General features: G+C 60.8%; 25 protein-coding genes. 15 read left to right on the forward strand and 10 right to left on the reverse strand.

Annotated elements, in window-relative coordinates:
• Nucleotides 1-230: 230 nt before the first annotated feature.
• The 10 genes from PHW99_RS11855 (at nucleotide 231) to ntrC (ending at nucleotide 10,855) form a co-directional block, all read left to right on the forward strand.
• A complete protein-coding gene (locus tag PHW99_RS11855; protein ID WP_300177509.1) occupies nucleotides 231-644 on the forward strand; it encodes a hypothetical protein in 414 nt (137 codons plus the stop codon).
• A 36-nt stretch (nucleotides 645-680) separates the two neighbouring features.
• Nucleotides 681-2,102 (forward strand): bifunctional enoyl-CoA hydratase/phosphate acetyltransferase, encoded by a 1,422-nt coding sequence (locus tag PHW99_RS11860; protein WP_300177511.1) that lies wholly within the window; start codon nucleotides 681-683, stop codon nucleotides 2,100-2,102.
• Nucleotides 2,103-2,110: 8 nt separating this feature from the next.
• Entirely contained in the window at nucleotides 2,111-3,295 is a 1,185-nt protein-coding gene (locus PHW99_RS11865) for an acetate/propionate family kinase (RefSeq protein WP_300177514.1), read from the forward strand.
• 56 nt (nucleotides 3,296-3,351) lie between these two features.
• The gene (locus PHW99_RS11870) at nucleotides 3,352-4,107 is read left to right on the forward strand and encodes a 16S rRNA pseudouridine(516) synthase (RefSeq protein WP_300177517.1); all 756 of its coding nucleotides are present in this window, start codon (nucleotides 3,352-3,354) and stop codon (nucleotides 4,105-4,107) included.
• Between the two features lie 48 nt (nucleotides 4,108-4,155).
• Nucleotides 4,156-5,058, forward strand: a complete 903-nt coding sequence (locus tag PHW99_RS11875; protein WP_300177520.1) for an EI24 domain-containing protein — start codon at nucleotides 4,156-4,158, stop codon at nucleotides 5,056-5,058.
• Complete coding sequence (locus PHW99_RS11880) at nucleotides 5,024-5,863, forward strand: molybdopterin-binding protein (protein ID WP_300177523.1); 840 nt, start codon at nucleotides 5,024-5,026, stop codon at nucleotides 5,861-5,863. The genes PHW99_RS11875 and PHW99_RS11880 overlap by 35 nt, the downstream gene beginning before the upstream one ends.
• A gap of 227 nt (nucleotides 5,864-6,090) precedes the next feature.
• Nucleotides 6,091-7,506: a type I glutamate--ammonia ligase gene (glnA, locus tag PHW99_RS11885; protein ID WP_300177526.1), complete on the forward strand. Its 1,416-nt coding sequence runs from the start codon at nucleotides 6,091-6,093 to the stop codon at nucleotides 7,504-7,506.
• A 164-nt stretch (nucleotides 7,507-7,670) separates the two neighbouring features.
• Nucleotides 7,671-8,189 carry a hypothetical protein gene (locus tag PHW99_RS11890; RefSeq protein ID WP_300177529.1) on the forward strand — a complete coding sequence of 173 codons (519 nt, stop codon included), beginning with the start codon at nucleotides 7,671-7,673 and terminating at the stop codon, nucleotides 8,187-8,189.
• A gap of 15 nt (nucleotides 8,190-8,204) precedes the next feature.
• Nucleotides 8,205-9,290 (forward strand): nitrogen regulation protein NR(II), encoded by a 1,086-nt coding sequence (glnL, locus tag PHW99_RS11895; protein WP_300177532.1) that lies wholly within the window; start codon nucleotides 8,205-8,207, stop codon nucleotides 9,288-9,290.
• 47 nt (nucleotides 9,291-9,337) lie between these two features.
• On the forward strand, nucleotides 9,338-10,855 hold the full coding sequence (gene ntrC, locus PHW99_RS11900) for a nitrogen regulation protein NR(I) (protein ID WP_300177535.1): 1,518 nt from the start codon (nucleotides 9,338-9,340) through the stop codon (nucleotides 10,853-10,855).
• Between the two features lie 45 nt (nucleotides 10,856-10,900).
• Here ntrC and xth read toward each other — a convergent pair whose 3' ends face one another.
• The 8 genes from xth to PHW99_RS11940 form a co-directional block, all read right to left on the reverse strand.
• The gene (gene xth, locus PHW99_RS11905; protein WP_300177538.1) at nucleotides 10,901-11,713 is read right to left on the reverse strand and encodes an exodeoxyribonuclease III; all 813 of its coding nucleotides are present in this window, start codon (nucleotides 11,711-11,713) and stop codon (nucleotides 10,901-10,903) included.
• Nucleotides 11,714-11,758: 45 nt separating this feature from the next.
• Nucleotides 11,759-12,355, reverse strand: a complete 597-nt coding sequence (locus tag PHW99_RS11910; protein ID WP_300177541.1) for a DUF4337 domain-containing protein — start codon at nucleotides 12,353-12,355, stop codon at nucleotides 11,759-11,761.
• A 3-nt stretch (nucleotides 12,356-12,358) separates the two neighbouring features.
• The gene (locus PHW99_RS11915) at nucleotides 12,359-12,853 is read right to left on the reverse strand and encodes a dihydrofolate reductase (RefSeq protein WP_300177544.1); all 495 of its coding nucleotides are present in this window, start codon (nucleotides 12,851-12,853) and stop codon (nucleotides 12,359-12,361) included.
• A gap of 35 nt (nucleotides 12,854-12,888) precedes the next feature.
• Nucleotides 12,889-13,776: a DMT family transporter gene (locus PHW99_RS11920; protein WP_300177547.1), complete on the reverse strand. Its 888-nt coding sequence runs from the start codon at nucleotides 13,774-13,776 to the stop codon at nucleotides 12,889-12,891.
• The gene (locus tag PHW99_RS11925; RefSeq protein ID WP_300177575.1) at nucleotides 13,773-14,612 is read right to left on the reverse strand and encodes a thymidylate synthase; all 840 of its coding nucleotides are present in this window, start codon (nucleotides 14,610-14,612) and stop codon (nucleotides 13,773-13,775) included. Before PHW99_RS11925 ends, PHW99_RS11920 begins: the two co-directional genes overlap by 4 nt.
• A gap of 123 nt (nucleotides 14,613-14,735) precedes the next feature.
• The gene (locus PHW99_RS11930; protein ID WP_300177550.1) at nucleotides 14,736-15,227 is read right to left on the reverse strand and encodes a CZB domain-containing protein; all 492 of its coding nucleotides are present in this window, start codon (nucleotides 15,225-15,227) and stop codon (nucleotides 14,736-14,738) included.
• Nucleotides 15,228-15,331: 104 nt separating this feature from the next.
• Nucleotides 15,332-16,765 carry an FAD-binding oxidoreductase gene (locus PHW99_RS11935; protein ID WP_300177553.1) on the reverse strand — a complete coding sequence of 478 codons (1,434 nt, stop codon included), beginning with the start codon at nucleotides 16,763-16,765 and terminating at the stop codon, nucleotides 15,332-15,334.
• The gene (locus tag PHW99_RS11940; protein ID WP_300177556.1) at nucleotides 16,746-17,174 is read right to left on the reverse strand and encodes a DUF2069 domain-containing protein; all 429 of its coding nucleotides are present in this window, start codon (nucleotides 17,172-17,174) and stop codon (nucleotides 16,746-16,748) included. Before PHW99_RS11940 ends, PHW99_RS11935 begins: the two co-directional genes overlap by 20 nt.
• A gap of 30 nt (nucleotides 17,175-17,204) precedes the next feature.
• Here PHW99_RS11940 and PHW99_RS11945 point away from each other — a divergent pair, with 30 nt between their 5' ends.
• Complete coding sequence (locus PHW99_RS11945) at nucleotides 17,205-18,443, forward strand: YihY family inner membrane protein (RefSeq protein WP_300177559.1); 1,239 nt, start codon at nucleotides 17,205-17,207, stop codon at nucleotides 18,441-18,443.
• Nucleotides 18,444-18,465: 22 nt separating this feature from the next.
• On the forward strand, nucleotides 18,466-18,921 hold the full coding sequence (locus tag PHW99_RS11950; RefSeq protein ID WP_300177561.1) for a YiiD C-terminal domain-containing protein: 456 nt from the start codon (nucleotides 18,466-18,468) through the stop codon (nucleotides 18,919-18,921).
• Between the two features lie 14 nt (nucleotides 18,922-18,935).
• Here the strand turns inward: PHW99_RS11950 and PHW99_RS11955 are convergent, their stop codons facing one another.
• Together PHW99_RS11955 and PHW99_RS11960 are read right to left on the reverse strand one after the other, a co-directional pair.
• Nucleotides 18,936-19,754 (reverse strand): alpha/beta hydrolase, encoded by an 819-nt coding sequence (locus PHW99_RS11955; RefSeq protein ID WP_300177563.1) that lies wholly within the window; start codon nucleotides 19,752-19,754, stop codon nucleotides 18,936-18,938.
• A gap of 91 nt (nucleotides 19,755-19,845) precedes the next feature.
• The gene (locus tag PHW99_RS11960) at nucleotides 19,846-21,141 is read right to left on the reverse strand and encodes an O-acetylhomoserine aminocarboxypropyltransferase (protein WP_300177565.1); all 1,296 of its coding nucleotides are present in this window, start codon (nucleotides 21,139-21,141) and stop codon (nucleotides 19,846-19,848) included.
• A gap of 178 nt (nucleotides 21,142-21,319) precedes the next feature.
• On the opposite strand from PHW99_RS11960, the gene PHW99_RS11965 reads away from it, so the two are divergent.
• From PHW99_RS11965 to aroC, 3 genes are all read left to right on the forward strand, one after another.
• Complete coding sequence (locus PHW99_RS11965; protein ID WP_300177567.1) at nucleotides 21,320-23,425, forward strand: bifunctional diguanylate cyclase/phosphodiesterase; 2,106 nt, start codon at nucleotides 21,320-21,322, stop codon at nucleotides 23,423-23,425.
• A 104-nt stretch (nucleotides 23,426-23,529) separates the two neighbouring features.
• Nucleotides 23,530-23,994 (forward strand): CBS domain-containing protein, encoded by a 465-nt coding sequence (locus PHW99_RS11970; RefSeq protein ID WP_300177569.1) that lies wholly within the window; start codon nucleotides 23,530-23,532, stop codon nucleotides 23,992-23,994.
• Between the two features lie 50 nt (nucleotides 23,995-24,044).
• A partial coding sequence (gene aroC, locus PHW99_RS11975; protein ID WP_300177572.1) for a chorismate synthase occupies nucleotides 24,045-24,772 on the forward strand: 728 nt, incomplete at its 3' end.

The raw sequence follows: 24,772 nt of genomic DNA on the forward strand, positions 1-24,772 counted from the left end.
AAGAGCGGCACTTGACCTAACTCAGTAAGCTGCTTGATCTATGACTTTAGTCTAGGGTTTACCCGTAAAATGCAGCGGTACCGGTGCCTCTTTGATCGGTCAAGACCAATGTCAAGCTGCCGGCTCCACTGATGTTCGTGCAGCGGGAGGCTATTGTGGCTTTGGTGCCATTTTTTGTTCAGCACAGCGGCATTCATTCGCTGGTCTGATTGTTCATGGAAGGTATGGCCATGCAGATTGATGACGACTCCCCGCAACGTTTACGTTTGTCGCTTGAAGGGCTCAATGCGCGCATTGCACGTTTGGCCATTGGTCTCAGTGTCAATCTGGATGATCAGTCGGCAGTGACCAAACTCATGGAGTCGCACCCGCAGCCACCGATCACGCATGAGCGCAGGGGCACTCGTCCCGATGGGCCGGTCTCGCGTTGGGAGCCCTCCAATGATCGTCGTGTCGCCCATCTGCGTGAGGAGTTGCGCGGTTTGCTGGTGTTGCGTTATCACATGCAAACCGTCAGTTTGAACGATAACGGACTGACGACGACGCGGCAAATTGTGGAGCAGGCGGAACAGCATCTGGTGATGCAGGGCTTCAAGCCTGGCGCCGCCGGCATGGATCTGAATGAATTGTTCAAGGCAGGGTAGTGATTGCCTTTTGTTTTTCGATATGACGGACTGTTTATGAATCTTCCTCTGGATGCGGAATTGGTAGAAAACTATGTTTTTGATGAAATTGTCATTGGTCAAAGTGCCCGCCTGCTGCGCACGTTGACACTGGATGACATCAAGGCGTTCGCGGCTGTTTCTGGTGACACCAACCCGGCTCACCTGGATCCGGTCTACGCCAATGACACGCTGTTCCACGGGGTCATCGCTCACGGCATGTGGAGTGGTGCACTGATATCGGCATTGCTGGGAACCCAGTTTCCTGGCCCTGGCACGATCTACCAGGATCAGGCGCTGCACTTTGTCAAACCGGTGCGTGTTGGCGACACCCTGACTGTGATCGTGACGGTGACATCGAAAAATCCGGCCGATCACAGCATTGAGCTGGACTGTCAGGTGACCAATCAGAGTGGTGTATGTGTCTTGAGTGGGACGGCGCGGGTGTTGGCGCCCACCATCAAGGTGCGTTTACCGCGGGTGGAGGTGCCCCAAATCCAATTGTTTGATCCGCAGGCCCGGTTCAAACAGCTCCTGTCTTTGGGTGCGAACCTGGAAGCTGTTCGTTGTGCCGTGGTGCATCCCTGTGATGAGGGTTCGCTCAGCGGTGCCATGGATGCAGCGCGTTGTGGGCTGATCATCCCGGTGCTGATTGGCCCGGAGGTGCGAATTCGCCATATGGCCGCCAATGAAGGGATTGACCTGACGGGTGTTGAGATCATTTCGCAACCCCATAGCCATGCTGCGGCCGATGTCGGTGCTGAAATGGCCGCTACGGGCAAGGTTGAAATGTTGATGAAGGGCAGTCTGCATACGGATGAACTGATCCATGCGGTGCTGGCCCGGCCTGCCCTGCGTACCGAGCGACGCATGTCTCATGTGTTCCGTTTTGATGTACCGCTTTATCACAAGCCTTTGCTGATCACCGACGCCGCGCTGAACATTCGCCCGACTTTGCAGGACAAAATCGATATTGTTCAGAACGCCATTGACTTTGCCCGCATCATGGGCGTGGCTGTGCCCAAGGTGGCGGTTCTGTCGGCTGTTGAAATGGTCAACCCGAACATTCCGTCAACCCTGGATGCAGCAGCGTTGTGCAAGATGGCTGATCGAGGTCAAATCACCGGTGGAGTGCTTGATGGCCCGCTGGCGTTTGACAACGCTATTTCGGCAGAAGCGGCGGAAATCAAGAACATCAAGTCCAGCGTAGCGGGGCATGCAGACATTCTGGTGGTACCTGATCTGGACAGTGGCAATATGCTGGCCAAACAGCTTGAGTATCTGGCGGGCGCCAGCGGGTCTGGGATCGTTCTGGGCGCTCGGGTTCCGATCGCCCTGACCAGCCGCGCCGAAGGACCGTCCAACCGGGTGGCTTCGGCATTGTTGGGGCTGCTGGTTGCCCACAATGCCCGGCGCGATCAGCCGCGTGTTGTCTGGTAGATGTCAACATGGCTATCCTGGCGGTGAACGCCGGTTCATCCACGCTCAAGTTTTCCCTCTACCCGCTGGTTAACGCCGAAGTCCAGTCGCAGATCCTGTCAGGGTGTATCGAAGGTCTGGAACCTGGCGGCGCACCCACGATGCGCTGGACCTATCGGACGCAGCATCACAGTCGCCCCTTGGCGCTGGCGGCCGAACATGTGTTCGCCCAGGCATTGCAGAGTTTGCGCGAGTTGCTGGCGTCGTTGCCGGGTGTGCCGGTGTTGCGGGCCGTGGCGCATCGTGTGGTGCACGGTGGCCGCTTCTACCGGGCCAGCGTGGTGGTGACGGATGAGGTGTTGGCGAAATTGGCGCAGCTCAACTCCCTGGCGCCCCTGCACCAGCCGCACAATCTCGATGGTGTGCGGGCGTTCCGGCAAGCCTTTGCCGACTTGCCGCAAGTGGCCTGTTTTGACACCGCCTTCCATGCCTGCTTGCCAGAGGTGGATTTCCGTTTTGCCTTGCCGCAGGCGCTTTATGAGCAGGGTCTGCGTCGCTACGGTTTTCATGGGCTCTCCTATCAGTACGTGATGGGAACGCTGCAGCAGCATAGCCCGCGTGCGCTGGGGCGAGTGCTGATGGCGCATCTGGGAAATGGTGCCAGCCTGTGCGCAGCTCGTGCGGGCGAGAGTTGTGCGACCACCATGGGGTTTTCGGCATTGGATGGCCTCATGATGGGCACGCGTACCGGGGCACTGGATGCCGGGGTGGTGCTTTATCTGCTGGAGCAGGGCTGGGACCATGACCGCCTGCAGAAGCTACTGTACAGGCAAAGTGGTTTGTTGGGGGTGTCCGGCATCTCGGCTGACATGCGCCGGTTGCGGGCTGATACCAGTCCATCCGCGCAGTTGGCAATTGATATTTTCACGTACCGTGTGGTACGCGAAAGTGGTGCGTTGGTGGCCTGTCTGCAAGGGCTCGATGTGCTGGCGTTCAGTGGCGGCATTGGCGAGCACGATGTGGCCCTGCGCGCTGAAGTCGGCCAAAAATTGACCTGGATGGGCGTCGCCATTGATCCTGACCTGAACGCCCAAGCCACAGGTGATGCGGTGATGGCGATTCACACACCGGCCAGCCAGGTCGAGGTGTGGGTGGTTCCCACCGATGAAGGTGTGGTGGCTGCCCGCGAAGCCGCGCGTTTGATCACTTCCTGACAAGGGCATCCCCCAGCATTGGGCACCGTGGGGTGCGCCTTTGCGATACTCCTGCCATGCAACTCCAAGACATTCTTTATTCCCAGGGCTTTGGCACGCGGCGTGTTTGCATCGGCCTGATTCAACAGGGTTTGGTCGAAGTTTATGATAAAAACAACCCTCTAGCCCGCGTGAAATGTACTTATGCTGCTACTGATTTTGACGCTGATGGGTTGCGTTTCAGAGTCCAGGGTGTGGACTGGCCGTACTTTGAAAAGGCCTATATCCTGTTGAACAAACCCGTTGCCACCGAGTGTTCACAAAAACCTTCAACCTATCCCAGCATCTACACGCTGTTGCCAGCGCCCTTGCGCCAGCGGCCACAAAAGGGCGCAGTGCAGGGTGTGCAGGCTGTGGGTCGGCTCGACCAAGACACCACCGGCATGTTGTTACTGACGGATGACGGCAAGTTCATCCACCGCATGAGTTCACCGCGCCACCATGTGCCCAAGGTGTATGAAGTCACCGTCAAGCATCCGCTGACTGATCGACAAGTGCAGCAATTGCTCCAGGGGGTGGTGCTGGATGACGACCCCAAGCCCGTGCGTGCTGCTGCCTGTGAAGCCTTGAGTGAGTTCCACTTGCGTCTGACGCTGACCGAAGGGAAATACCATCAGGTCAAGCGCATGCTGGCGGCAGTCAGCAACCGGGTGGAAGGTTTACATCGCTCGCAGATTGGCGGACTGCGCTTGCCTGATGATTTGCTGCCAGGGCAGTGGCGCTGGCTGGACGCGGCTGATCTGGCACGGGTCAGTGGCGCAGAGACCGTGTGAGTTGTGGGGCAGGCTGGGCCCGGATGGACGGTCGGGTATGCTTGCACAATGAACCTGCTGTTTGACTCTTTCTGGCGCGCGGTCGCTTATTGCTTCCGGCCACGGGTGATGTTGCTGTCAGTGATGCCGTTGCTGCTGATGTTGTTGCTGGCCCTGGGTTTCCGTTATCTGTATTGGCAAAGCCTCCTGGATTGGGTCACCCAGTTGCTCACGACATCCACCATCATGGGAACGGTGCAGGGCTGGTTGCAGGGTTTTGGTCTGGCCAGCCCGACGGCTTTTCTGGCACCGCTGTTGGTGCTGCTGGCTGTGATGCCGGTGATTGTGGTGGTTTCCCTGTTGCTGGTGGCACTGCTGATGACACCGGCACTTACCGCCCTGGTGGCGGACAAACGCTTTGCCACATTAGAGCGTAAAAATGGCGGCTCCTTGCTGCAGAGCCTGATGTGGTCATTGATGTCGACCGTGCTGGCCTTGGTGGCCTTGCTGGTGTCTGTGCCATTGTGGCTGATTCCACCGCTCATCCTGGTGCTGCCGCCACTGATCTGGGGCTGGTTGACCTACCGCGTGATGGCGTTTGACGCTCTGGCGGTGCATGCCAGCCGCCAGGAGCGACGCGAAATCTTTCGCCGTCATCGCCTGGCTTTGCTGGGGATGGGGGTTGTGTGTGGTTATCTTGGTGCCGCGCCCAGTGTGATCTGGGCGTCTGGTGTTCTGTTTGCCACCGCCTTCATGGTGCTGATTCCGATCGGCGTCTGGCTGTATGCGCTGGTGTTTGCGCTCTCATCTCTGTGGTTTGCGCACTATTGTCTGGCGGCACTGCACGCCTTGCGCATCGAGCCGACCCCAGCAACTGTGGAACCGGTCACACCGCCAGACATAGCTGTGACAGATCCGCAGGCGCTACCATTGCACCATGAACCCAAGCCAAGTGACCCACCAAACCAATGACACCCCACCGCGCTTTGGACTGATCATCATTGGTGATGAAATCCTCTCCGGCAAGCGCGCTGACAAACACCTGCCCAAAGTCATTGAGCTGCTCAAGGCCCGTGGCCTGCAGCTGGACTATGCCGAGTATGTGGGAGACGCACCTGAACGTATCACTGCCGCCCTGAGGCGGGCCTTTGATTCTGGTGATGTGGTGTTTTCCACGGGCGGTATTGGCGCCACGCCTGATGACCATACCCGCCAGTGTGCCGCACGTGCGCTGGGCCTGCCGCTGGTTTTGCACCCCGAAGCCAAGACCCTGATCGAGCAACGCATGCAGAACTTGGCCCGCGAACAGGGCCGGGTTTATGAGCCGGATGCGTCTGACAATATGCATCGCCTGAACATGGGGGTGTTTCCGGCTGGGGCCAGCATCATTCCCAACCCCTACAACCAGATACCTGGATTCAGTTGTGGCCAGATTCATTTTGTGCCAGGATTTCCGGTCATGGCCTGGCCGATGATTGAATGGGTACTCGACACCTGTTACCCGGCTTTGTTTCAGGTTCAGGCTTGGCTGGAGCAGTCGGTGATCGTTTTTGGTGCGATGGAGGCCACTTTGACGCCATTGATGGAACAGTTGGAACGCGACCACCCGGGTGTCAAGGTGTTCAGCTTGCCCAGTGTAGACCATCCGCAGTTTGGCCGGCATATTGAGCTGGGTGTCAAAGGGGCACCAGATCTGGTGGCGCCTGCCTACGCGGCGCTGTTGACGGGTTTGAAGCCTTTTGATCTCAAATTAGGCCCTGAATTGGTGCATTCCTAATTTCCCTATTTTGGTGCATATCGACGCATTATTTTGGTGCATTTTATTGTGTTGTGCCATGATGTTGATGGCGTACTCGCTGTCATGGCAAGTTGGGTGCCGAGTGATCGCCCAACTCAGTGCAAAATAGGGGGCTGATCGGGTTGTTCTGCTTTGGAGACTGGCATAAAACCTGCATTCATCCCCATAAACCCCTTTTTCAACAGCAATTCAACCAGGAGTATTTGATGGCCAAGACTGTCGCAGACGTCATGAAGATGGTGAAAGACAATGAAGTCAAATTTGTTGATTTCCGTTTCACCGATACCCGTGGCAAGGAACAGCACGTGACCGTGCCGGTTTCACATTTTGATGAAGACAAATTCACCTCGGGTCATGCCTTTGACGGTTCGTCGGTGGCGGGCTGGAAAGGCATTGAAGCTTCGGACATGCAACTCATGCCCGACCCCAACACCGCCAACATCGACCCGTTCTTTGAAGAAACCACGCTGTTCATGAGCTGTGATGTCATTGAACCCAGTGATGGCAAGGCTTATGACCGAGATCCACGTTCCGTTGCACGCCGCGCTGAAGCCTACTTGAAAGCTTCTGGCATGGGCGACACAGCTTACTTCGGTCCTGAGCCAGAATTCTTCCTGTTTGATGATGTGCGCTGGAACACCGACATGTCGGGTTGTTTCTTCAAGATCGACGACTACGAAGCACCGTGGAACTCTGGCAAGAAATTGGAAGGCGGCAACCGTGGCCACCGTCCCACCACCAAGGGTGGCTATTTTCCTGTGCCTCCAGTCGACAGCACCCAAGACATGCGCGCTGAAATGTCCCTGATTCTTGAATCGTTGGGCATCCCGGTTGAGGTGTTCCACCACGAAGTGGCTGCTCCTGGCCAATGCGAACTGGGCACCAAGTTCAGCACGCTGGTTGAGCGCGCTGACTGGACCCAGGTTCTGAAATACGTGGTGCAAAACGTGGCCAATGCCTATGGCAAGACCGCCACCTTCATGCCCAAGCCCATCGTGGGTGACAACGGCTCCGGCATGCACGTGCACCAGTCGATCTGGAAAGACGGCAAGAACCTGTTTGCTGGCGACGGCTATGCTGGCTTGAGCGACTTTGCCCTGTACTACATCGGCGGCATCATCAAGCATGCCCGTGCCCTGAACGCGATCACCAACCCCGGTACCAACAGCTACAAGCGTCTGGTGCCTGGTTTTGAAGCGCCGGTGAAACTGGCTTACTCGGCCAAGAATCGTTCGGCTTCGATCCGCATTCCGTATGTGGCCAACCCCAAGGCCCGCCGTGTGGAAGCCCGTTTCCCCGATCCACTGATGAACCCGTACCTTGGCTTCTCGGCGCTGATGATGGCCGGTCTGGACGGTGTGGAAAACAAGATTCACCCCGGCGAAGCTGCGACCAAGGATCTGTACCATCTGCCGCCCGAAGAAAACGCGCTGATCCCGACTGTCTGCCACAGCCTGGATCAGGCGCTGGAGTGCCTGGATGCGGACCGCAGTTTCCTGACCAAAGGCGGGGTGTTCACCGACAGCCTGCTGGATGCCTACATTGAACTGAAGATGACGGAAGTGACCCGCCTGCGCATGGCCACTCACCCGATTGAATTTGACATGTACTATTCGCTGTGATTGGCGGACCAACCCGGGCCGCTCAGCCATGACAGCCCGGGTGCTCAACAAAAAGGACGGCCAATGCCGTCCTTTTTTATTGTGGGAAACTACACTGAAACGTTGGCGTGTTGTTGGATATCCTGCGAAGGTGATCTGTGATGGTTGAAAAGCGTGGAAGGCCTATGAAACAACTGTGGGTGGTGCTGGTGACGTGCGGCGTGATGGCAGTGCCGGGGCATGCACAGGACCCGATTTACCGCTGTGGCAACGAATACACCAACACCAAGCCTGATCCCCGCAACAAAAACTGCAAGCTGGTCGAAGGTGGCAACGTCACCGTGGTACAGGGCACCCGGGTACCCAAAGCGCCTGCCAGCAAGGCCAATCCTCCGGGCAATGGGGCTGCCACCAGCGGGCCGCGGGTGAATGCCGAACAGCAAAAGACGCGTGATTCGGATGCTCGCCTGATTCTGGAGTCCGAATTGAAAAAGGCACAAGCCCGCCAGGAAGCGCTCAAGGCCGAATACAACAATGGCGAGCCCGACAAACGTGGTGATGAATTCCGCAACCACCAGAAATACCTCGATCGAGTGGCAGAACTCAAGGCCAGCCTAGCGCGCAACGAGAGTGACATGGCGGGCATCCGCCGTGAACTGGAGCGCCTGCCCGGCAAAGGCGATCTTCCGCCAGCACAAAAATAGCTCGACGAGGTGCCTGTGAACTCACCTGAGTTGTCTGCCGTGACCGCCTCGTCAGCAGATCGGTACAAGGCGTTTGACATGTTGGCCACGCTGGTGGCGGTGGTACGTCATGATGGGGTGGTGCTGTTTGCCAATGCGGCGCTGGAAGATGCCCGAGGCATCTCCCGCCGCGTGATTGTTGGCTCTCATTTTCCGGACAGTTTCACGCAACCGGACTATCTTCAGAGTCTGCTCACCCGCGTGAGTGATCATGGTTTTGCGGCGCTACGTTATGACGCCTGGATGTTGCGCATGGCGCGCGAGCCCTTGCCGGTGCATGTGATCGTGACCTTGACCGAAGGGGCGGACATCATTGTGGAACTGCTGCCGCTGGAGCAACAGGCGCGCCAGGACCGGGAAGAACGGCTGGCCGAACAGGCGCTGGCCAACAAGGAACTCATTCGCAATCTCGCACACGAGATCAAGAATCCGCTGGGTGGCATTCGTGGTGCGGCACAACTGCTCGAAATGGAGATGGCCGCGCCCGAGCTCAATGAGTACACCCAGGTCATCATTCATGAGGCCGATCGCCTGCAGTCACTGGTCGATCGTTTGCTGGCACCCCATCGCAAGGCCCATGTGGTGGGGGACGTCAATATTCATGAAGTTTGTGAACGCGTGCGCTCGCTGATCCTGGCCGAATTTCCCAAGGGCCTGGTGGTGGTGCAGGACTACGACACCTCTTTGCCCGAGTTCCGCGGCGACCGAGAACAACTGATCCAGGCCGTGCTCAACATTGCGCACAATGCCTGCCAAGCCTTGGCGGAGCGTATCGCCCAGGGTGACGCGCGCCTGATTTTTCGCACCCGGGTGGCGCGCCAGACCACGTTTGGCAAACAACGCTACCGGTTGGCACTGGAATTGCATGTCATCGACAACGGGCCCGGCGTGCCGGACTCAATCAAGGACCGTATTTTTTACCCGCTGGTGTCTGGGCGGGAGGGGGGGTCTGGCCTGGGGCTGACATTGGCACAAACCTTTGTCCAGCAACACCATGGCCTGATTGAGTGTGACAGCGTGCCGGGAATGACTGATTTCAAAATACTGATCCCGCTGCCCTGACCCGACTCTGGCCAGCAGCCGGGGTCCAACCAAGGTGACCCAACGATATGAAGCCCATCTGGATTGTTGACGATGACCAGTCCATCCGCTTCGTGCTGGAAAAAGCGCTGTTGCGTGAAGACCTGCCGACCCGCAGTTTCACCAACGCCCGGGATGTGCTGGATGCCTTGGCGGATGAGAATGACCGCGGCCCCCAGGTGCTGGTGAGTGACATTCGCATGCCCGGTGGCTCCGGGCTGGATTTGCTGGAGAAAGTCAAGGCCCGGTTTCCCGGCCTGCCGGTCATCATCATGACCGCCTACTCCGATCTGGACAGCGCCGTGTCGGCCTTTCAGGGCGGCGCCTTCGAGTACCTGCCCAAACCCTTTGACCTGCCCAAGGCGGTGGAGCTGATCCGCCGCGCGGTGGAAGAAAGCCAGCGTGAAGAAGTCGCTGAAGAACGCATCACCGAAGCGCCGGAAATGCTTGGGCAGGCGCCGGCCATGCAGGATGTGTTTCGCGCCATCGGTCGTCTGAGCCCGAGCAATGTCACCGTGCTGATCACTGGCGAATCGGGTTCGGGCAAGGAACTGGTGGCCCGTGCCCTGCACAAACACTCACCCCGCGCCAACGGGCCGTTTGTGGCCATCAATACCGCTGCCATTCCCAAGGACTTGCTGGAGTCCGAACTGTTCGGCCACGAACGCGGGGCCTTCACCGGCGCGCAGACCATGCGGCGTGGTCGTTTTGAGCAGGCCGACGGCGGCACCCTGTTTCTCGATGAGATTGGCGACATGCCGTTTGACCTGCAGACCCGGCTGTTGCGGGTGCTGTCTGATGGTCATTTCTACCGCGTCGGTGGCCACGGCGCGGTCAAGACCAATGTGCGGGTGATTGCCGCCACGCACCAGAATCTGGAGCAGCGCGTCAAGGACGGGGTGTTTCGTGAAGACCTGTTTCACCGCCTGAACGTGATCCGCCTGCGCCTGCCGCCCTTGCGTGAGCGGCGTGAAGACATTCCGATGCTGACACGCCACTTTCTTCAGCAAAGTGCGGCGCAGCTCGGCGTGGAGCCCAAGCGCATTTCGGAGGCGGCGCTGGCCTGGCTCAGTCAATTCGGTTTTCCGGGCAACGTGCGCCAACTTGAAAACATCTGCCACTGGCTGACGGTCATGGCGCCAGCACAACTGATCGAGCCCAAGGACCTGCCGCCTGAAGTGGGGGTGGACACCAGCCTGGCGCGGGCTGCAGCGCCCGAGGCTGCGTCGGCGTCCGATGCCGGTCTGGTAGCTGCTGCTGTCCTTGACAGTGTGTCTGCACCTGGGGCAACGCCCAGGCCAGAGGTGAGCACTGGTTTGGTGCCTGCGTCACTCGCCAGCTGGGAGTTGGGCCTGGATGCCGACGCGCAGGCGCTGCTGGCCACCGATCGTTGCGATGTCTGGGACGAGCTGACCCGGCGCTTCGAGTCGCGCCTGATTCTGGCCGCGCTGGCGGCCACCCGCGGGCGACGCATTGAGGCGGCGCAAAAACTCGGCATTGGCCGCAACACCATCACACGCAAGATTCAGGAGCTGGGTTTGGAGTAAAAATGGCATCCAGCCCAGATGAAATGGCTCTTTGTAGCTATAAATTCAGGAGTGATTGAGAGCCAGCTCCAGCACCACCGGTGCATGGTCGCTGGGGCGCTCATTCTTGCGTGGGATTTTGTCAATCCAGCAGCCCGTCGCCAGCGGCTGGAGGGCGTGGCTGATCAGGATGTGGTCGATGCGCATGCCGTGGTTGCGTTTGAAGCCGAAGTCGCGGTAGTCCCACCACGAATAACTCTTGGGGGCTTGCGGGAACAAACGGTGAGCATCCGCCAGCCCGAGGGCGATCAGGGCGTTTAATTCATAGCGCTCCTCATCGGTGCAATGAATCTGGTCGCGCATGCCTTCGGGGTCCCACACATCGGCATCGTCAAAGGTGATGTTGTAGTCACCCATCAGCACCAGGTTGGGGTAGGCCTGCAGCTCACTGCGCAGCCAGGCGCGCAGGCCCTGGAGCCAGGCCAGCTTGTATTCAAACTTGTCGCTGCCGGGTTCCTGGCCGTTGGGAAAATAGGCACCCACCACCCGGATGCCTGGCGGTGTATCACCTTGGATTGCCCCAGACGCCAGGGGAAACGTTGCGCTGATGACGCGCGCCATATCGTCAGAAAACCCCGGGATGTTGCGCACCACGTCTTGCCCAGCGGTGCGGCTGAGCAAGGCCACACCGTTGTAGGTTTTCTGGCCAAAACAGACCGATTGGTAGCCCGCCGCCGCAAAAGCCGCATGCGGGAACTTGTCGTCGGTGAGCTTGAGCTCTTGCAGGGCCAGCACATCGACCGGGTTGGCGGCAAGCCAGTCCAGCACTTGGGGCAGACGCACGGTCAGCGAATTCACGTTCCAGGTGGCGAGTTTCATGATGCGCAGGGCCTTTGGCAGGGATCAAATGGGTCTGGCCGGTGGTCAGATGTGCAGCCAGGCCAATGCGCCCACCAGCAAACCAATGCCGCCAGCGCCAAACATGGCGACTTCCAGCCATTTCTTTTTGGTCAGCAGCGCAATCGCCGCCAGGGCAATGGCCACTTGCAGCACGGTGGTGGACTGCGCCCAGCGGTGGTGCTGGTGCATTTGTTCGTCGCTTTGTTTGTCCCACTGCGTGGCCTCTGCTTCGAGCTTGTCGGCAACGGCCTTGATCTCGCCTTTTTCCTTGTCGTAGCGGTCCACCTTGGCCTGGTAGGTTGCCTTTTTGTCCTCCGGCGCCAGATCACGCGCCAGCTCCGCCAAGGACTGTTTGGTGCTCTTGGCCTGGAAATAATTCCACTGGTTGGAGGCTTCTGTTTTCTTGATCGCCGCGTTGTTCTTGTACAACCCGGCGTTGGCCTGGGTGGCACCACCCATGTAGCCAAACACCGCACCCACCGTGGCGATGACGGCGGTGAACAGCGCAATCTGGTTGATCATGCCGCCATGGTCACCATGGGCCCCCCCGTGGTGACCCTGCTGGGCGTGTTCCAACTCGTGATCGTGCGGGCCGTGGACGTGAAAACCGTGTCCTGACATGTTTCAAACTCCTGATGAATGGTGATAAGTGACAAAACTGAAACGCAGGCCGTTGCCGGCGGTATGGGATTCGCGGGCGGTTTCGTGCCATCGCGGTCCGAAGGTGGGGGCAAAGGCGTCGCCTTCAAAGGGGGTATCGATCTCGGTCACCACCGCTTCACTGGCCAGTGGCAGGGCTTGCGCGTACATCTCGGCCCCGCCGATGACCCAGGCGGTGCTTTCAGGGGGGCAGGCGGCACAGGCGGCTTGCAGCGAGTGCACCACCACGGCACCGTCGGCTGCCCAGCCCGGCTGGCGCGTCACCACCACATTCAGGCGTCCGGGCAGTGGCCGGAATTTGGGGGGCAGTGACTCCCAGGTCTTGCGCCCCATGATCACCGGGCAGCCCAGCGTGGTGCGCTTGAAGTGCGCCATGTCTTCCGGCAGGTGCCAGGGCAGGGTGTTGTTCAGGCCAATGACGCCATTGCTGGCGCGGGCAAAAATGAGTTTGAGTTGCATGGTGGAGCTGGTCGACAGGCAAAAATTCACAAAAATCAGGACGTGACGGGCTTGCGGGGTGGCAACAACACGCTGGCGATGGCCAGCATCACAAACACCATCGCCAGCCAGTCCTGCCAGTGCGGCGTCTCCCCGACAATCAGGGTCGCACTCAGGGTGCCTACCAGCGGGATGGCCATGACACTCATGGCACTGGTGGCCGGTGGCAAGTCGCGCGCCATGCCAAACCAGATCAGCTGGGCGATGCCATAGTTCACCAGAACGCCGTAGGCCAGACTGATCCACAGCGGCACGGAAAACCCCGAAGGCTGTGGTACCGGCTCCAGTAACAGGGCCAGCACCCACAACACCAGACTGCCCAGCAGCAACATCCAGACAGTGACGACCACGGATGACAGTGTCAGCTGGGCGCGCCGGAACAGCACGGTGCCCACTGCCCAGCACAGTGCGGCGCCCAGCATCCAGACCACCCCGGCCGGGCGACCACTGAGACGCTGCAACTCATGCCACAACAGCAGGCCGATGGCCAGCCCGGCACACAACATCGCCAGACGAACCCGCGGTGTGATGCGCTCGCCAAAAGCGATGGCACCTATCAGCACGGTCATGATCGGCATGGTGAAACCCAAAATCGCGGCACGGCCCGAAGCCAGCTCCTGCACGCCAAAAATGGACAGGGTGTGCCAGCCCAGCACATTGGGCAAACCCAGGGTGGCGATGCTGGTCCATTCGCGCCCGCGTGGCCACATGCGCTCGCCGCGTTGCGCCACATAGATAAACAACCAGACCGCACCCAGGGACATGGTGCTGGCGCGAAAGTAAAGCGGACTGAGACCTTGCAGGGACAGCTTCATCATCGGCCAGTTCACACCCCACATCAGGGTGAGTGCCACCAGGCCCCAGAGCTGGCGACGGCTGATCACACGGCCACCGGGGCTTTGATGGCCGGGTGGCACTGGTAGCCCTGCACCTCGAAATCTTCGTAGTTGTAGTCAAAGATCGAGTCCGGACGGCGCTTGATCTGCAGCGTCGGGTAGGCAAAAGGCGCCCGGCTGAGCTGCAGTTCCACCTGTTCGGTGTGGTTGCTGTAAATATGGCAGTCACCACCGGTCCAGATGAAGTCGCCCACCTCCAGCTCACATTGCTGGGCCACCATGTGGGTCAGCAATGCATAACTGGCAATGTTGAACGGCACGCCCAGGAAGATGTCGGCGCTGCGCTGATAGAGCTGGCAGCTGAGTTTGCCGCGCCCGCCTGGCGCCGTGGAGGGCGCCACATAGAACTGAAAGAAGGCATGGCAGGGCATCAGCGCCATCTTGTCCAGATCGGCCACATTCCAGGCGCTGACGATGATGCGGCGCGAGTCGGGGTTGGTGCGGAGGGTCTGGATGACCTCGGCGATCTGGTCGATGTGGCCACCGTCAGGTTTGGGCCAGCTGCGCCATTGCACCCCATAGACCGGCCCCAGGTCGCCGTCGGCGCGTGCCCATTCGTCCCAGATGGTGCAGCCGCGTTCCTGCAGCCACTTGACATTGCGTCCGCCGCGTAAAAACCAGAGCAGTTCGACGATGATGGCTTTGAGAAACACTTTTTTGGTGGTGATCAGCGGAAAGCCCTCGTTCAGGTCAAAACGCATCTGATAACCAAACACGCTTTGGGTGCCGGTGCCGGTGCGGTCGGCCTTGGCCACGCCGTGGGTGTGGACGTGGCGCAGGAAGTCTTCGTACTGGGATCGGATCGGGGCGGCGGATGGGTTCATGCGGGCAGCGTTGGTTGGGAAGGACATGGGCACCTTGTCACCGGCGCCAGAGCAGGGCGAATTTTAGGGTGGCAGGCCTGTCACCGCCATCGAGGACGGCAAGGCCGGCGCCGCCAAGAGGTCTTAGCGACCCAGACCGCGTTTGAGTTCTTTGAGCAGCAGCACCACCTGGTTGGACGCATGGCGGTAACTGCTGTCCATCACCCGGCTGGCCTCGGCCTTTTTGTCGGCCTGTACCAGCGTCACCACGTTGGCCGCCTGTAGGTGAAAGTGTTGATGGCGGGCAATCAACGCTGAAAAAGCGGGGTATTTGCCCAGGCGCTGCTGACCTGGCCCGTGCAGCCATTGCCCCAGGTCGCAACGGTTGTCCAGGCAAATCACTTCAGGCTTGAGGTCTTCCGTGGACTGGCCGTCCAGGTAGTTCTGTAGCCGGGCTTTCCAGTTTTCGTGGGCGCTGATGGCTTTGTCGATGTCGATTTCAGCCAGGATGGCCGCGGCAGATTTGCCGTCCAGGCCCATGTCACTGGCTTGTTGTGACTCCGGCCCGGCGCTGCCGGACAGGTTGTTGTCGTTGTCGTCCTTTTTTTTGCCAAACAGGCGGTCGAAGAATCCCATAGCAACTTCCTATGCAAAGAACGCCAGGCACCCTCTGGACTTTTCCCGTGGGGAGGTGTCAGGCGTCAGGTCGTGGTGGTACATGATAAGGGCTGAGCGCCCGTTCAGGGGCGGATGACCCGCCCCGGGTTCATCAGGTTTTGTGGGTCCAGCGCCTGTTTGATGGCCCGCATCAGCCCCAGCGCCACCGGCGATTTGTAATGGGTAAGGTGGTCCACCTTGAGGCTGCCCACACCGTGCTCAGCCGAAATCGAGCCACCAAATGCCATGACCGAATCAAACACCAGGCGGTTCACCAAGGCTTCCTGTTCCCGCAGAAAGGCGGCCGCATCCACCCCCACCGGCGCCTGCACGTTGTAGTGCAGGTTGCCGTCGCCCAAATGGCCAAAATTCACCAGCCGCACACCGGCAATCGCCTGTTGCAACAGGGCATCGGTGGTGTCGACAAATTCGGCAATGGCCGATACCGGCAGTGAAATGTCGTGTTTGATGTTGAGCCCCTCTTCGGCCTGGGCCAGCGGAATGCTCTCGCGGATCTGCCACAGCATATGGGCCTGCGTCAGGTTTTCAGCCACCACCGCATCGCTGACACAGCCGTCTTCCAGCGCGGCCTCCAGCAGTTGTTCAAGTTGCTGGCGGGCATGGGCTTCGGACTCTTGGTCCGAGTGTTCCAGCAGCACACAAAACGGCGCGTCCTGAAACAGCGGTACCCGCAGCTGGGCAAAGTGGCGGTCCACCAGGCTCAGGGCGAACTGCCCCATCAGTTCAAAGCCGGTCAGCCCGGCGCCCAGGTGGCGGTGCGCCAGCCCCAGCAGGGTCACGGCGGCCTGCAACGAGGGCACGGCCGCCCAGGCCGTGAGCTGGGCGGCGGGCAGCGGGTACAGCTTCAGGGTGGCGGCGGTGATGATGCCCAGCGTGCCTTCGGAGCCGATGAACAGGTGGCGCAGGTCGTAACCGGTGTTGTCCTTGCGCAGTCCGCTCAAACCCTGCCAGATGTCGCCCTGGGCCGTGACCACCTCCAGCCCCAGACACAACTCGCGCGCATTGCCAAAACGCAGCACCTGGGTGCCACCGGCGTTGGCGGCCAGATTGCCGCCAATGGTGCAGGAGCCTTCGGCCGCCAGGCTCAGGGGAAACAGGAAACCGTCGTTGCGGGCGCGCTCCTGCAGCGTTTGTAAGATGCAGCCGGCTTCGGCCGTCACGGTCAGGTTGGCCGCATCCAGCTGGCGTATGGCGTTCAGGCGTTGCAGGCTCAACACAATCTGCTGGCCTGATCTGTCCGGTGTCGAGCCCACCACCAGCCCGGTGTTGCCGCCCTGTGGTACCAGGCTCAGCTGGCTGTCCGGGTGCGCGGCCCGGAACCGGGCACAGGCTTTGACCACCTCGGCGACCTCTGGCGTGTTACCCGGGCGCACCACGGCCAGGGCCTTGCCGTGGCTGCGTTTGCGCCAGTCCTGTTCCCAGGCGCTCAGGTCACCGTCGGTCAACACATGGGGCTGGCCAACAATGGCGCTCAGTTCACAAAGCAGGGTTTGCATGGTCGGGGGCGGTGGTGTCAGAGATCAGGGGATGGCGCAGGCGCAGCCGCACGTGCAGCGCGCAGGCCAGAAACAGCAGCAGGCACAAGCCCACTTCCAGCATCGCCAGATAGTTGCCGGGCGGCTTGTCGCCATAGGCGCGCACCGTGCCTTCAATGAAGTACAGCCACACCATCAGACTGACCCAACGGTAGGTGTACATGCGGTTTTTCAGCAGGCCAATCAGCGGCAGGCACAGAGGCAGCACCTTGAGCACCAGCCAGGAGCCACCGGGCCGCAGCGGAGCCAGCGCCAGTTCCCAGGCCAGGCCCAGAATGATCAGCCCGAGCAGGCTGGCGACCGCCAGCACCCGGGTGGCGGCGACCGGGGCGGATGGCGTGTTGGCGGGGGGGGCGGTGGATGCGTTCATGGGGATGGCATCATAGCGGCCATGACCGATATGCCTCTTGCCCCTACACACTGGTCCCAGCGCCTGGATGTTTTTTTGCAGAATCTGCGCCGGTTTCCCTGGAAAAACACCGCCCACACCCTGCGTGAGCGGTTCCGCGAAGACCGCTTGGGGCTGACCGCCAGCAGCCTGACCTTCACCACCACCATCGCCCTGGTGCCGCTGTTCACCGTGGTGCTGGCGGTGTTTACCGCGTTTCCGATGTTTGCCAAGTTGCAGCTGGTGCTGCAGAAATGGCTGATCGAGAGTCTGATTCCCGACAGCATCGCGCGCCAGGTGCTGGGCTACCTGACGCAGTTTGCCGGCAAGGCCAGCCGGCTCGGCGGCGTGGGGGTGGCGGTGCTGTTCTTCACGGCGCTGGCCTTGATCCTGACGATTGACCGGACCCTCAACGGCATCTGGCGGGTGCGCCAGCCACGGCCCTTGGGCCAGCGCGTGCTGGTGTACTGGGCGGTGATGACGCTCGGGCCGCTGCTGCTGGCGGTGAGCCTGAGCATCACCTCCTACGCGCTGTCGGCCTCCAAAGGCCTGGTGGACGTGATGCCGGGCAGTGTCCAACTGTTGCTCGACACCTTGCAGTTTGGCCTGCTGGCCGGTGGCATGGCGGCGCTGTACCACTATGTGCCCAATACCCGGGTGCATTGGGGCCATGCCTGGGCCGGTGGCCTGTTTGTGTCGGCCGGGTTTGAGGTGGCCAAGCGGGTGCTGGTCTGGTATCTGGGCAAGGTGCCGACCTATTCGGTGTTGTATGGCGCGTTTGCCACGGTGCCGATTCTGCTGGTGTGGATCTACACCGCCTGGGTGATTGTGCTGCTGGGGGCGGTGATCACGGCCTATCTGCCGAGTTTGCTGACCGGTGTGCAGCGCCGCGTGCGCGCGCACGGCTGGCAGTTTTTGCTGGCGCTGGAGCTGTTGCAGCAGCTGGACCGGGTGCGCCTGACCCCCGACAAGGGCCTGAGCGTGGAACAGCTCGGTGCCGCCTTGCGGGTGGACACATTGCAGCTGGAGCCGGTGGTGGAGGCGCTGGTGGCCCTGGACTGGATTGCCCAGCTGCAGGAAGAGCGCCCCGACGACACCGCCCGCCTGGTGCTGCTGGCCGACCCGCAGGCCACGCCGCTGGCGCCTTTGCTTCAGGCTTTATTGCTCAAGCGCGAGCCCAGCACTGAAAATTTATGGCAAAAGAGCCTTCTGCCCACGTTAAAACTGCATGAAGTGCTATCAAATAAATAGCTTTCAACCTCAAGGAGAACAGGTGTCACCCCAAGCATTGGCCCAATACCTGCACGACCACATTCCCTTGTCCAAGGCGATGCAGGTTTCCGTGCAGACGCTGCAGGACAACGCCGTGGTGCTGGCGGCGCCGCTGGCCCCCAATATCAACCATCGCGACACGGTTTTTGGCGGCAGTGCCTCGGCGCTGGCCATTCTCTCGGCCTGGTCCCTGCTGCACACACGTTTGTCCGCTGCCGGCATCAGCAGCCGCCTGGTGATCCAGCGCAACAGCATGAGTTATGACCTGCCGATCGATGGCGCTTTCACGGCCCGGGCGTCGCTGGCGCAGCCGCAGGATTGGGCTCCGTTCACCCGCATGCTGGCGCGCAAGGGCAAGGCCAGGATCACGGTGGTGTCGGTGCTGGAGGATGGTGGTGGGCAGGTGGCCGGACGGTTTTCGGGCGAGTTTGTTGCCCTGGCTGGGGCCACAGACTGAGCCTGCGGCCAGGGTCACTGGCCGAGAAAATCCCGCATGGCAAACAGCGTGGCGTCCGGGGTTTCGGTCATCTGGTGGTGGCCCACCGGCAGGCTGACACTCCGCACGGTCTTGCCGCTGGCGCGTGCCGCCTGGATCAGGCTTTGCGCGGCCTTCGGCGGGGTCATCTGGTCCTGCGCGCCCAGGATGAACAACACCGGGCAGGTGATCTGGGTGATGGCCTGTTCGCCGTTGGCATAGTCGTCACAGGCCTTGAAGCCGCGGTGGAACACGTTCACGCGCGGGTTGCTGGCGATCACCCGGCGCCCCAGCGCCATCGAGGCGCCATAGACCCAGGTGCCCGGGCCCAGCGCGGAGGGCGGCGGCGCCAGGGTGCTGCGTGAAAACACGTTGACCAGTTTGAGCGCCTGCTCGGGTGCGTTTTGCGACGCTTCCAGCAGCGCGCCTGACACCTTCATCGGAAACGCCGTGCCCACCAGCACCAGGTGGCTCACACGCTCCTTCAGCCGGGATGCCGCCTCCAGCGCAATCAGTGAGCCCCAGCTGTGGCCGATCAGCGCCGCGCGCGCCACGCCGGCGGCATCGAGCAGCGCGGCAATGAAATCGGCGGCTTCTTCGACGCTGGACGGTGCCTCACCCTGGCTGCGGCAATGGCCGGGCAAGTCCACGGCCAGCACGTTGTAGCCATGGTGCGCCAGGTAGCGGCTTTGCAGAATCCAGACGCTGTGGTCGTTGATCACGCCGTGGATGAACACCACCGTGGGTTTGCCCGCATCAAAGGGCCGGCCACCGGTGTAGCAATAGGTGGGGGCGTGGTTGACGGTCAGATACATACGCGGTCCTGTGAAAATACGCTGTTTTACAAGCTAAATTGGCCTCTAGCCCGGATAAATTAAGCCTAAGTAGCTATCATTTTGATAGTAATTAGGCTTTTTCGGCAGCCTTCAGGGCGCGCTTGAGGTCGTCCAGCAGATCGTCGGCGTCCTCCAGCCCGATGCTCAGGCGGATCGTGCCCTGGGTGATGCCGCCAGCGGCCAGGGCCTCGTCGGTCATGCGGAAGTGGGTGGTGCTGGCCGGGTGGATCACCAGGCTGCGGCAGTCGCCCACATTGGCCAGGTGGCTGAAGATTTTCAGCGTTTCGACAAACTTCTTGCCCTGCTCGCGGCTGCCTTTGAGGTCAAAGCTGAACACCGAGCCCGCGCCACGCGGCAGCAACCGTTGCGCCAGTCCATGGCTGGGGTGGCTCTCCAGCAGCGGGTGACCGACGCGAGAGACAAACGGCTGGCTGGCCAGGAAGTCCACCACCTTCTGGGTGTTGTCAAGGTGGCGCGCCATGCGCAGCGGCAGGGTTTCCATGCCTTGCAGGATCAGCCAGGCCGAATGCGGGCTCAAACAGGCGCCGAAGTCGCGCAAGCCTTCGCGGCGGGCGCGCAACAAAAACGCGCCGACGGTGGATTCCTCGCTGAACACCATGTTGTGAAAGCCGTCATAAGCCTGGCTCAGCTCGGCAAACTTGCCCGAGGCATCCCAGTCGAAGCTGCCGCCATCCACCACCAGCCCGCCAATCACCGTGCCGTGGCCGCTGAGGAACTTGGTGGCCGAGTGGTAGACCAGATCGGCGCCATGTTCGAACGGCTTGATCAGCCAGGGGGTGGTCAGGGTCGAGTCCACCAGCAGCGGCACCCCGGCCTCGTGGGCTACTGAGCTCACGGTCGGGATGTCGAGCACATCCAGGCCAGGGTTGCCTACGGTCTCGCCAAAAAACAGTTTGGTGTTGGGGCGCACGGCGGCGCGCCAGCCGTCGATGTCGCCGGGCCGCACAAAGGTGGTGTTGATGCCAAAGCGGCGCAACGTGTAGTGCAGCAGGTTTTGGCTGCCGCCATACAGCGCGGTGCTGGCCACGATGTGGCTGCCTGCCCCCATCAGCGTGGCAATGCTCAGGTGCAGGGCGGCCTGGCCACTGGCGCAACTGATGGCGCCAATGCCGCCTTCCAGCGCGGCAATGCGTTCTTCCAGCACCGCGTTGGTCGGGTTGCTGATGCGGCTGTAGACGTGGCCGGCGCGCTCCAGATTGAACAACGACTGGGCGTGGTCACTGGACTCGAAGACAAAAGAGGTGGTCAGGTGGATCGGCACGGCGCGGGCGCCGGTGGCGGGGTCTGGCGCGGCCCCGGCATGCAGGGCAAGGGTGTCAAAACCGGGGTCAGCGTAACCGGGCATGGACTTCTTTCAAGGGTTGTAGTAACAATGGGCGCCATTTTGCGCGCATTTTCGGGCGGGTTTGCCGACAGAAAATGATTCAAGCCTGAGTTGTTCTACGATCAAGCCGCGTCAGCCCAATGGCAAAAAAGGGGAGCTTTTGAGTGGAAAAAAATCCAACAAAGATCGTCATGCTGACATGGACCGGTTGTTTGATGCGCGCCAATTGCTGCAATCGGTGATGGATGCCGTGCCCGACATGATCTGGGCCAAAGACCTGGATCAGTGTTATCTGTTGGCCAACCAGGTCATGTGTGAGCGGCTGCTGCATGCCAATAGCCCCGATGAGATCGTGGGCCGGGACGATCAGTATTTCACCCGGCGCGCACGTGAACGCAGCCCTGCGGCGGCGCCGGGGCAGCTGCTGCTGGAGCGCGGTCTGGCCGGTGACCAGCGGGTGCCTGATGGCAAGCCCTGCCGGTTTGAAGTGCAGGGCGAGGTGGCCGGGCAATGGGTGACGCTGGACGTGCAGACCGCGCCCCTGCGGGATGCGGCGGGCAGCGTGGTCGGGCTGGTGGGCACGGCACGCGACGTCACGGCCCAGAAAGCGGCGCAGGACAAGCTGACGTTGGCTGCCATGGTGCTGGAACACAGCAGCGAAGCCATGGTGGTGGTGGACGCCGGCAACCACATTGTGGACGTCAACCCGGCCTTCACCACCCTGACCGGCTACACCCGTGACGAGGTGTTGGGGCAGGACCCGAGTTTGTTGCGCTCAGGCAAGCAAAGCAGCGAGTTTTACCGTGTGTTGTGGCAGGAACTGGTGACCCGCGGCCATTGGCAGGGTGAGTTGTGGAACAAACGCAAGAATGGCGAGATTTATGCCGAATGGCTGACCATCAACACCATCTATCACCCCGATGGTTCGGTCCATCGGCGGGTCGCGCTGTTTTCGGACGTCACAGAAAAGAAGCGTGCCGAGGAGCTGGTCTGGACGCAGGCCAATTTCGATGCCCTCACCGGACTGCCCAACCGGCGCATGTTTCACGACCGGCTGGCTCAGGAGCTGCTCAAGGCCATCCGCAGTGGCCTCAAACTGGCTGTGCTGTTTCTGGATCTGGACCATTTCAAGCTGGTCAATGACACCCTGGGGCACGACATCGGTGATCTGTTGCTGGTCGAGGCCGGGCGCCGTATCACGGCCTGTGCGCGCGCCTCGGACACGGTGGCACGCCTGGGCGGGGATGAATACACCGTGATCCTGTCGGAACTGGACGACCCGGCCCATGTGGAGGTGATTGCCACCAACATCATCCAGTCACTGTCGGCGCCTTATGAGCTGGAGGGGCACCAAGCGCATGTGACAGCCAGCGTGGGCATTACCCTGTACCCGGACGATGGCACCGATCTGGAGGGGCTGGTGCAAAACGCCGACCAGGCCATGTACGAGGCCAAGCGGGCCGGGCGCAGCCGTTTCAGCTTCTTCACCCGCGCCATGCAGTTGCGGGCCCAGGGGCACCTGGAACTGATGAACGACCTGCGTCTTGCAATGAAAAATGGGCAGCTCAAGTTGTTTTTCCAACCCGTTGTGGCGCTGGACAGCGGGCGGCTGCACAAGGTGGAAGCTTTGCTGCGCTGGTTTCACCCGCAGCGCGGGATGGTGGGCCCGGCTGAATTCATTCCGCTGGCTGAAGAGTGCGGGCTGATCCACCAGCTGGGTGACTGGGTTTTTGGCCAGGCCCTCGAACAGGCCAAGCGCTGGTCCCAGGTCATGGGTGCGGGCTTCAAGATTGCGCTGAACATGTCGCCGCTGCAATTGCTGCAGGCCCATGTGCACCGGATCGGCTGGCGTGAGCAACTGGCGTCCAGCGGCATCAGCGGGCAGAATTTTGTCATCGAGATTTCGGAAAACATGCTCCATGACCCGTCCCAGGCCGTGGCAGCCCAGCTGCAGGAGTTCCGCGATGCCGGCACTGGTGTGGCCGTGGACCATTTTGGCGCGGGTTGTTCGACGTTTTTTGAGCTGAAGAAACGCCATGTGGATTACTTCAAGATCGAACGCGCCACCATTGAGCGCCTGGCACCCGCCTCGGACGAGCTGGCGCTGGCCCAGGCGGTGGTGGTGATGGCCCACCAATTGAATCTGAAAGTCATTGCCGAAGGGGTGGAGACCCTGCAGCAGCACCAGCTGCTCAAGGAGATGGGGTGTGACTTTGCCCAAGGTTATTTTTATGCCAAGCCGCTGGCCGCGACCGAGGTGGAGGCCCTGTTGACCGCGCAACAGCCCCTGAACCCGTTGGGCTGACGCAGCTGACCCTCACAGATCACCCCCGGGGGCTTTACAGTGCCCGCTTTGCCATTAAGATGAAGGTTGTTGGCAACCATTCAACCCAGAAGACGAGGAACATCATGAAAGTCAGCGACATTTTGCGCATCAAGGGCGGCACCTTGTTCACCACAACGCCAGACGAACCTCTGATCAATGCACTGGGTTTGATGGCTGAGCGAGACATCGGCTCGCTGGTGGTCATGGAGCATGGTGACCTGGTCGGCATGCTGACCGTGCGTGAACTGACCCAGATCCTGGTCAAGACCGCAGGCAACATTGGCAAGACCATTGTGCGTACCGCCATGGATGATGCGCCGCTGACTTGCACCATGGAAACCGACATGGACGAGGTGCGCCGCATGATGCTGGACCGCCATGCACGCTACATGCCGGTGATGGACAAACGCATGTTGATGGGGGTGATCAGCTTCCATGACGTGGCCCGTGCCGTGGTGGACAGCCAGAACTTCGAGAACAAGATGCTCAAGGCCTATATCCACGACTGGCCCGAAGGTGAAGATCCAGAAGAGGCGCCCAAACTCTAGTTTTCAGCCTGCCTGGTGCGGTCTTGGGCGCTCTGGGATAATCACGCCCCATGAGCGGCAATACCTTTGGAACCCTATTCGCAGTCACCAACTTTGGTGAATCCCACGGCCCGGCCATCGGCTGCGTGATTGACGGCTGCCCGCCCGGATTGGCATTGTCCGAGGCCGACATCCAGCCCGACCTGGATCGCCGCCGCCCCGGCACCAGCAAATTTGTCACCCAGCGCAATGAGCCCGACGCGGTGCAGATTCTCTCCGGCGTGTATGAAGGCCAAACCACCGGCACACCGATCTGCCTGCTGATCAACAACACCGACCAGCGCAGCAAGGACTACGGCAACATTGTCCAGACCTTCCGCCCCGGCCACGCCGACTACGCCTACTTTCAAAAATACGGCCTCCGCGACCCACGCGGTGGTGGCCGCAGCAGTGCCCGCCTGACTGCGCCCATGGTGGCCGCCGGTGCGGTGGCCAAAAAGTGGCTGTTTGAAAAATACGGCACCGTGTTTCGCGGCTGCATGACCCAGGTGGGTGAACTGCCGATTGCCTTCGAGTCCTGGGAGCATGTGCCGCACAACCCGTTTTTTGCCCCGGTGGCCGATGTCTCGGCCCTGGAAGCCTACATGGAAGCGCTGCGCAAAAGCGGCGACAGTTGCGGCGCCCGCCTGCGGGTCAGCGCCGCCAACGTGCCGGTCGGCCTGGGCGAGCCGCTGTTTGACAAGATGGATGCCGACATTGCCTACGCCATGATGGGCATCAACGCCGTCAAAGGGGTGGA

The organism is Rhodoferax sp., from assembly GCF_028689305.1.
Classification (GTDB): domain Bacteria; phylum Pseudomonadota; class Gammaproteobacteria; order Burkholderiales; family Burkholderiaceae_C; genus Rhodoferax.

What these genes read in the sequence shown, in the direction of transcription:
- PHW99_RS11915 (WP_300177544.1), bottom strand. Translation starts at nt 12,853, where the DNA reads ATGCAACTCAAACTCATTTTTGCCCGCGCCAGCAATGGCGTCATTGGC.
- PHW99_RS11930 (WP_300177550.1), bottom strand. Translation starts at nt 15,227, where the DNA reads ATGGGATTCTTCGACCGCCTGTTTGGCAAAAAAAAGGACGACAACGAC.
- ntrC (WP_300177535.1), top strand. Translation starts at nt 9,338, where the DNA reads ATGAAGCCCATCTGGATTGTTGACGATGACCAGTCCATCCGCTTCGTG.
- PHW99_RS11945 (WP_300177559.1), top strand. Translation starts at nt 17,205, where the DNA reads ATGCCTCTTGCCCCTACACACTGGTCCCAGCGCCTGGATGTTTTTTTG.
- PHW99_RS11860 (WP_300177511.1), top strand. Translation starts at nt 681, where the DNA reads ATGAATCTTCCTCTGGATGCGGAATTGGTAGAAAACTATGTTTTTGAT.
- glnA (WP_300177526.1), top strand. Translation starts at nt 6,091, where the DNA reads ATGGCCAAGACTGTCGCAGACGTCATGAAGATGGTGAAAGACAATGAA.
- PHW99_RS11875 (WP_300177520.1), top strand. Translation starts at nt 4,156, where the DNA reads ATGAACCTGCTGTTTGACTCTTTCTGGCGCGCGGTCGCTTATTGCTTC.
- PHW99_RS11910 (WP_300177541.1), bottom strand. Translation starts at nt 12,355, where the DNA reads ATGTCAGGACACGGTTTTCACGTCCACGGCCCGCACGATCACGAGTTG.
- PHW99_RS11970 (WP_300177569.1), top strand. Translation starts at nt 23,530, where the DNA reads ATGAAAGTCAGCGACATTTTGCGCATCAAGGGCGGCACCTTGTTCACC.
- PHW99_RS11935 (WP_300177553.1), bottom strand. Translation starts at nt 16,765, where the DNA reads ATGCAAACCCTGCTTTGTGAACTGAGCGCCATTGTTGGCCAGCCCCAT.
- PHW99_RS11960 (WP_300177565.1), bottom strand. Translation starts at nt 21,141, where the DNA reads ATGCCCGGTTACGCTGACCCCGGTTTTGACACCCTTGCCCTGCATGCC.
- xth (WP_300177538.1), bottom strand. Translation starts at nt 11,713, where the DNA reads ATGAAACTCGCCACCTGGAACGTGAATTCGCTGACCGTGCGTCTGCCC.
- PHW99_RS11890 (WP_300177529.1), top strand. Translation starts at nt 7,671, where the DNA reads ATGAAACAACTGTGGGTGGTGCTGGTGACGTGCGGCGTGATGGCAGTG.
- PHW99_RS11855 (WP_300177509.1), top strand. Translation starts at nt 231, where the DNA reads ATGCAGATTGATGACGACTCCCCGCAACGTTTACGTTTGTCGCTTGAA.
- PHW99_RS11955 (WP_300177563.1), bottom strand. Translation starts at nt 19,754, where the DNA reads ATGTATCTGACCGTCAACCACGCCCCCACCTATTGCTACACCGGTGGC.
- PHW99_RS11940 (WP_300177556.1), bottom strand. Translation starts at nt 17,174, where the DNA reads ATGAACGCATCCACCGCCCCCCCCGCCAACACGCCATCCGCCCCGGTC.
- PHW99_RS11865 (WP_300177514.1), top strand. Translation starts at nt 2,111, where the DNA reads ATGGCTATCCTGGCGGTGAACGCCGGTTCATCCACGCTCAAGTTTTCC.
- PHW99_RS11965 (WP_300177567.1), top strand. Translation starts at nt 21,320, where the DNA reads ATGGACCGGTTGTTTGATGCGCGCCAATTGCTGCAATCGGTGATGGAT.
- PHW99_RS11870 (WP_300177517.1), top strand. Translation starts at nt 3,352, where the DNA reads ATGCAACTCCAAGACATTCTTTATTCCCAGGGCTTTGGCACGCGGCGT.
- PHW99_RS11925 (WP_300177575.1), bottom strand. Translation starts at nt 14,612, where the DNA reads ATGAACCCATCCGCCGCCCCGATCCGATCCCAGTACGAAGACTTCCTG.
- PHW99_RS11880 (WP_300177523.1), top strand. Translation starts at nt 5,024, where the DNA reads ATGAACCCAAGCCAAGTGACCCACCAAACCAATGACACCCCACCGCGC.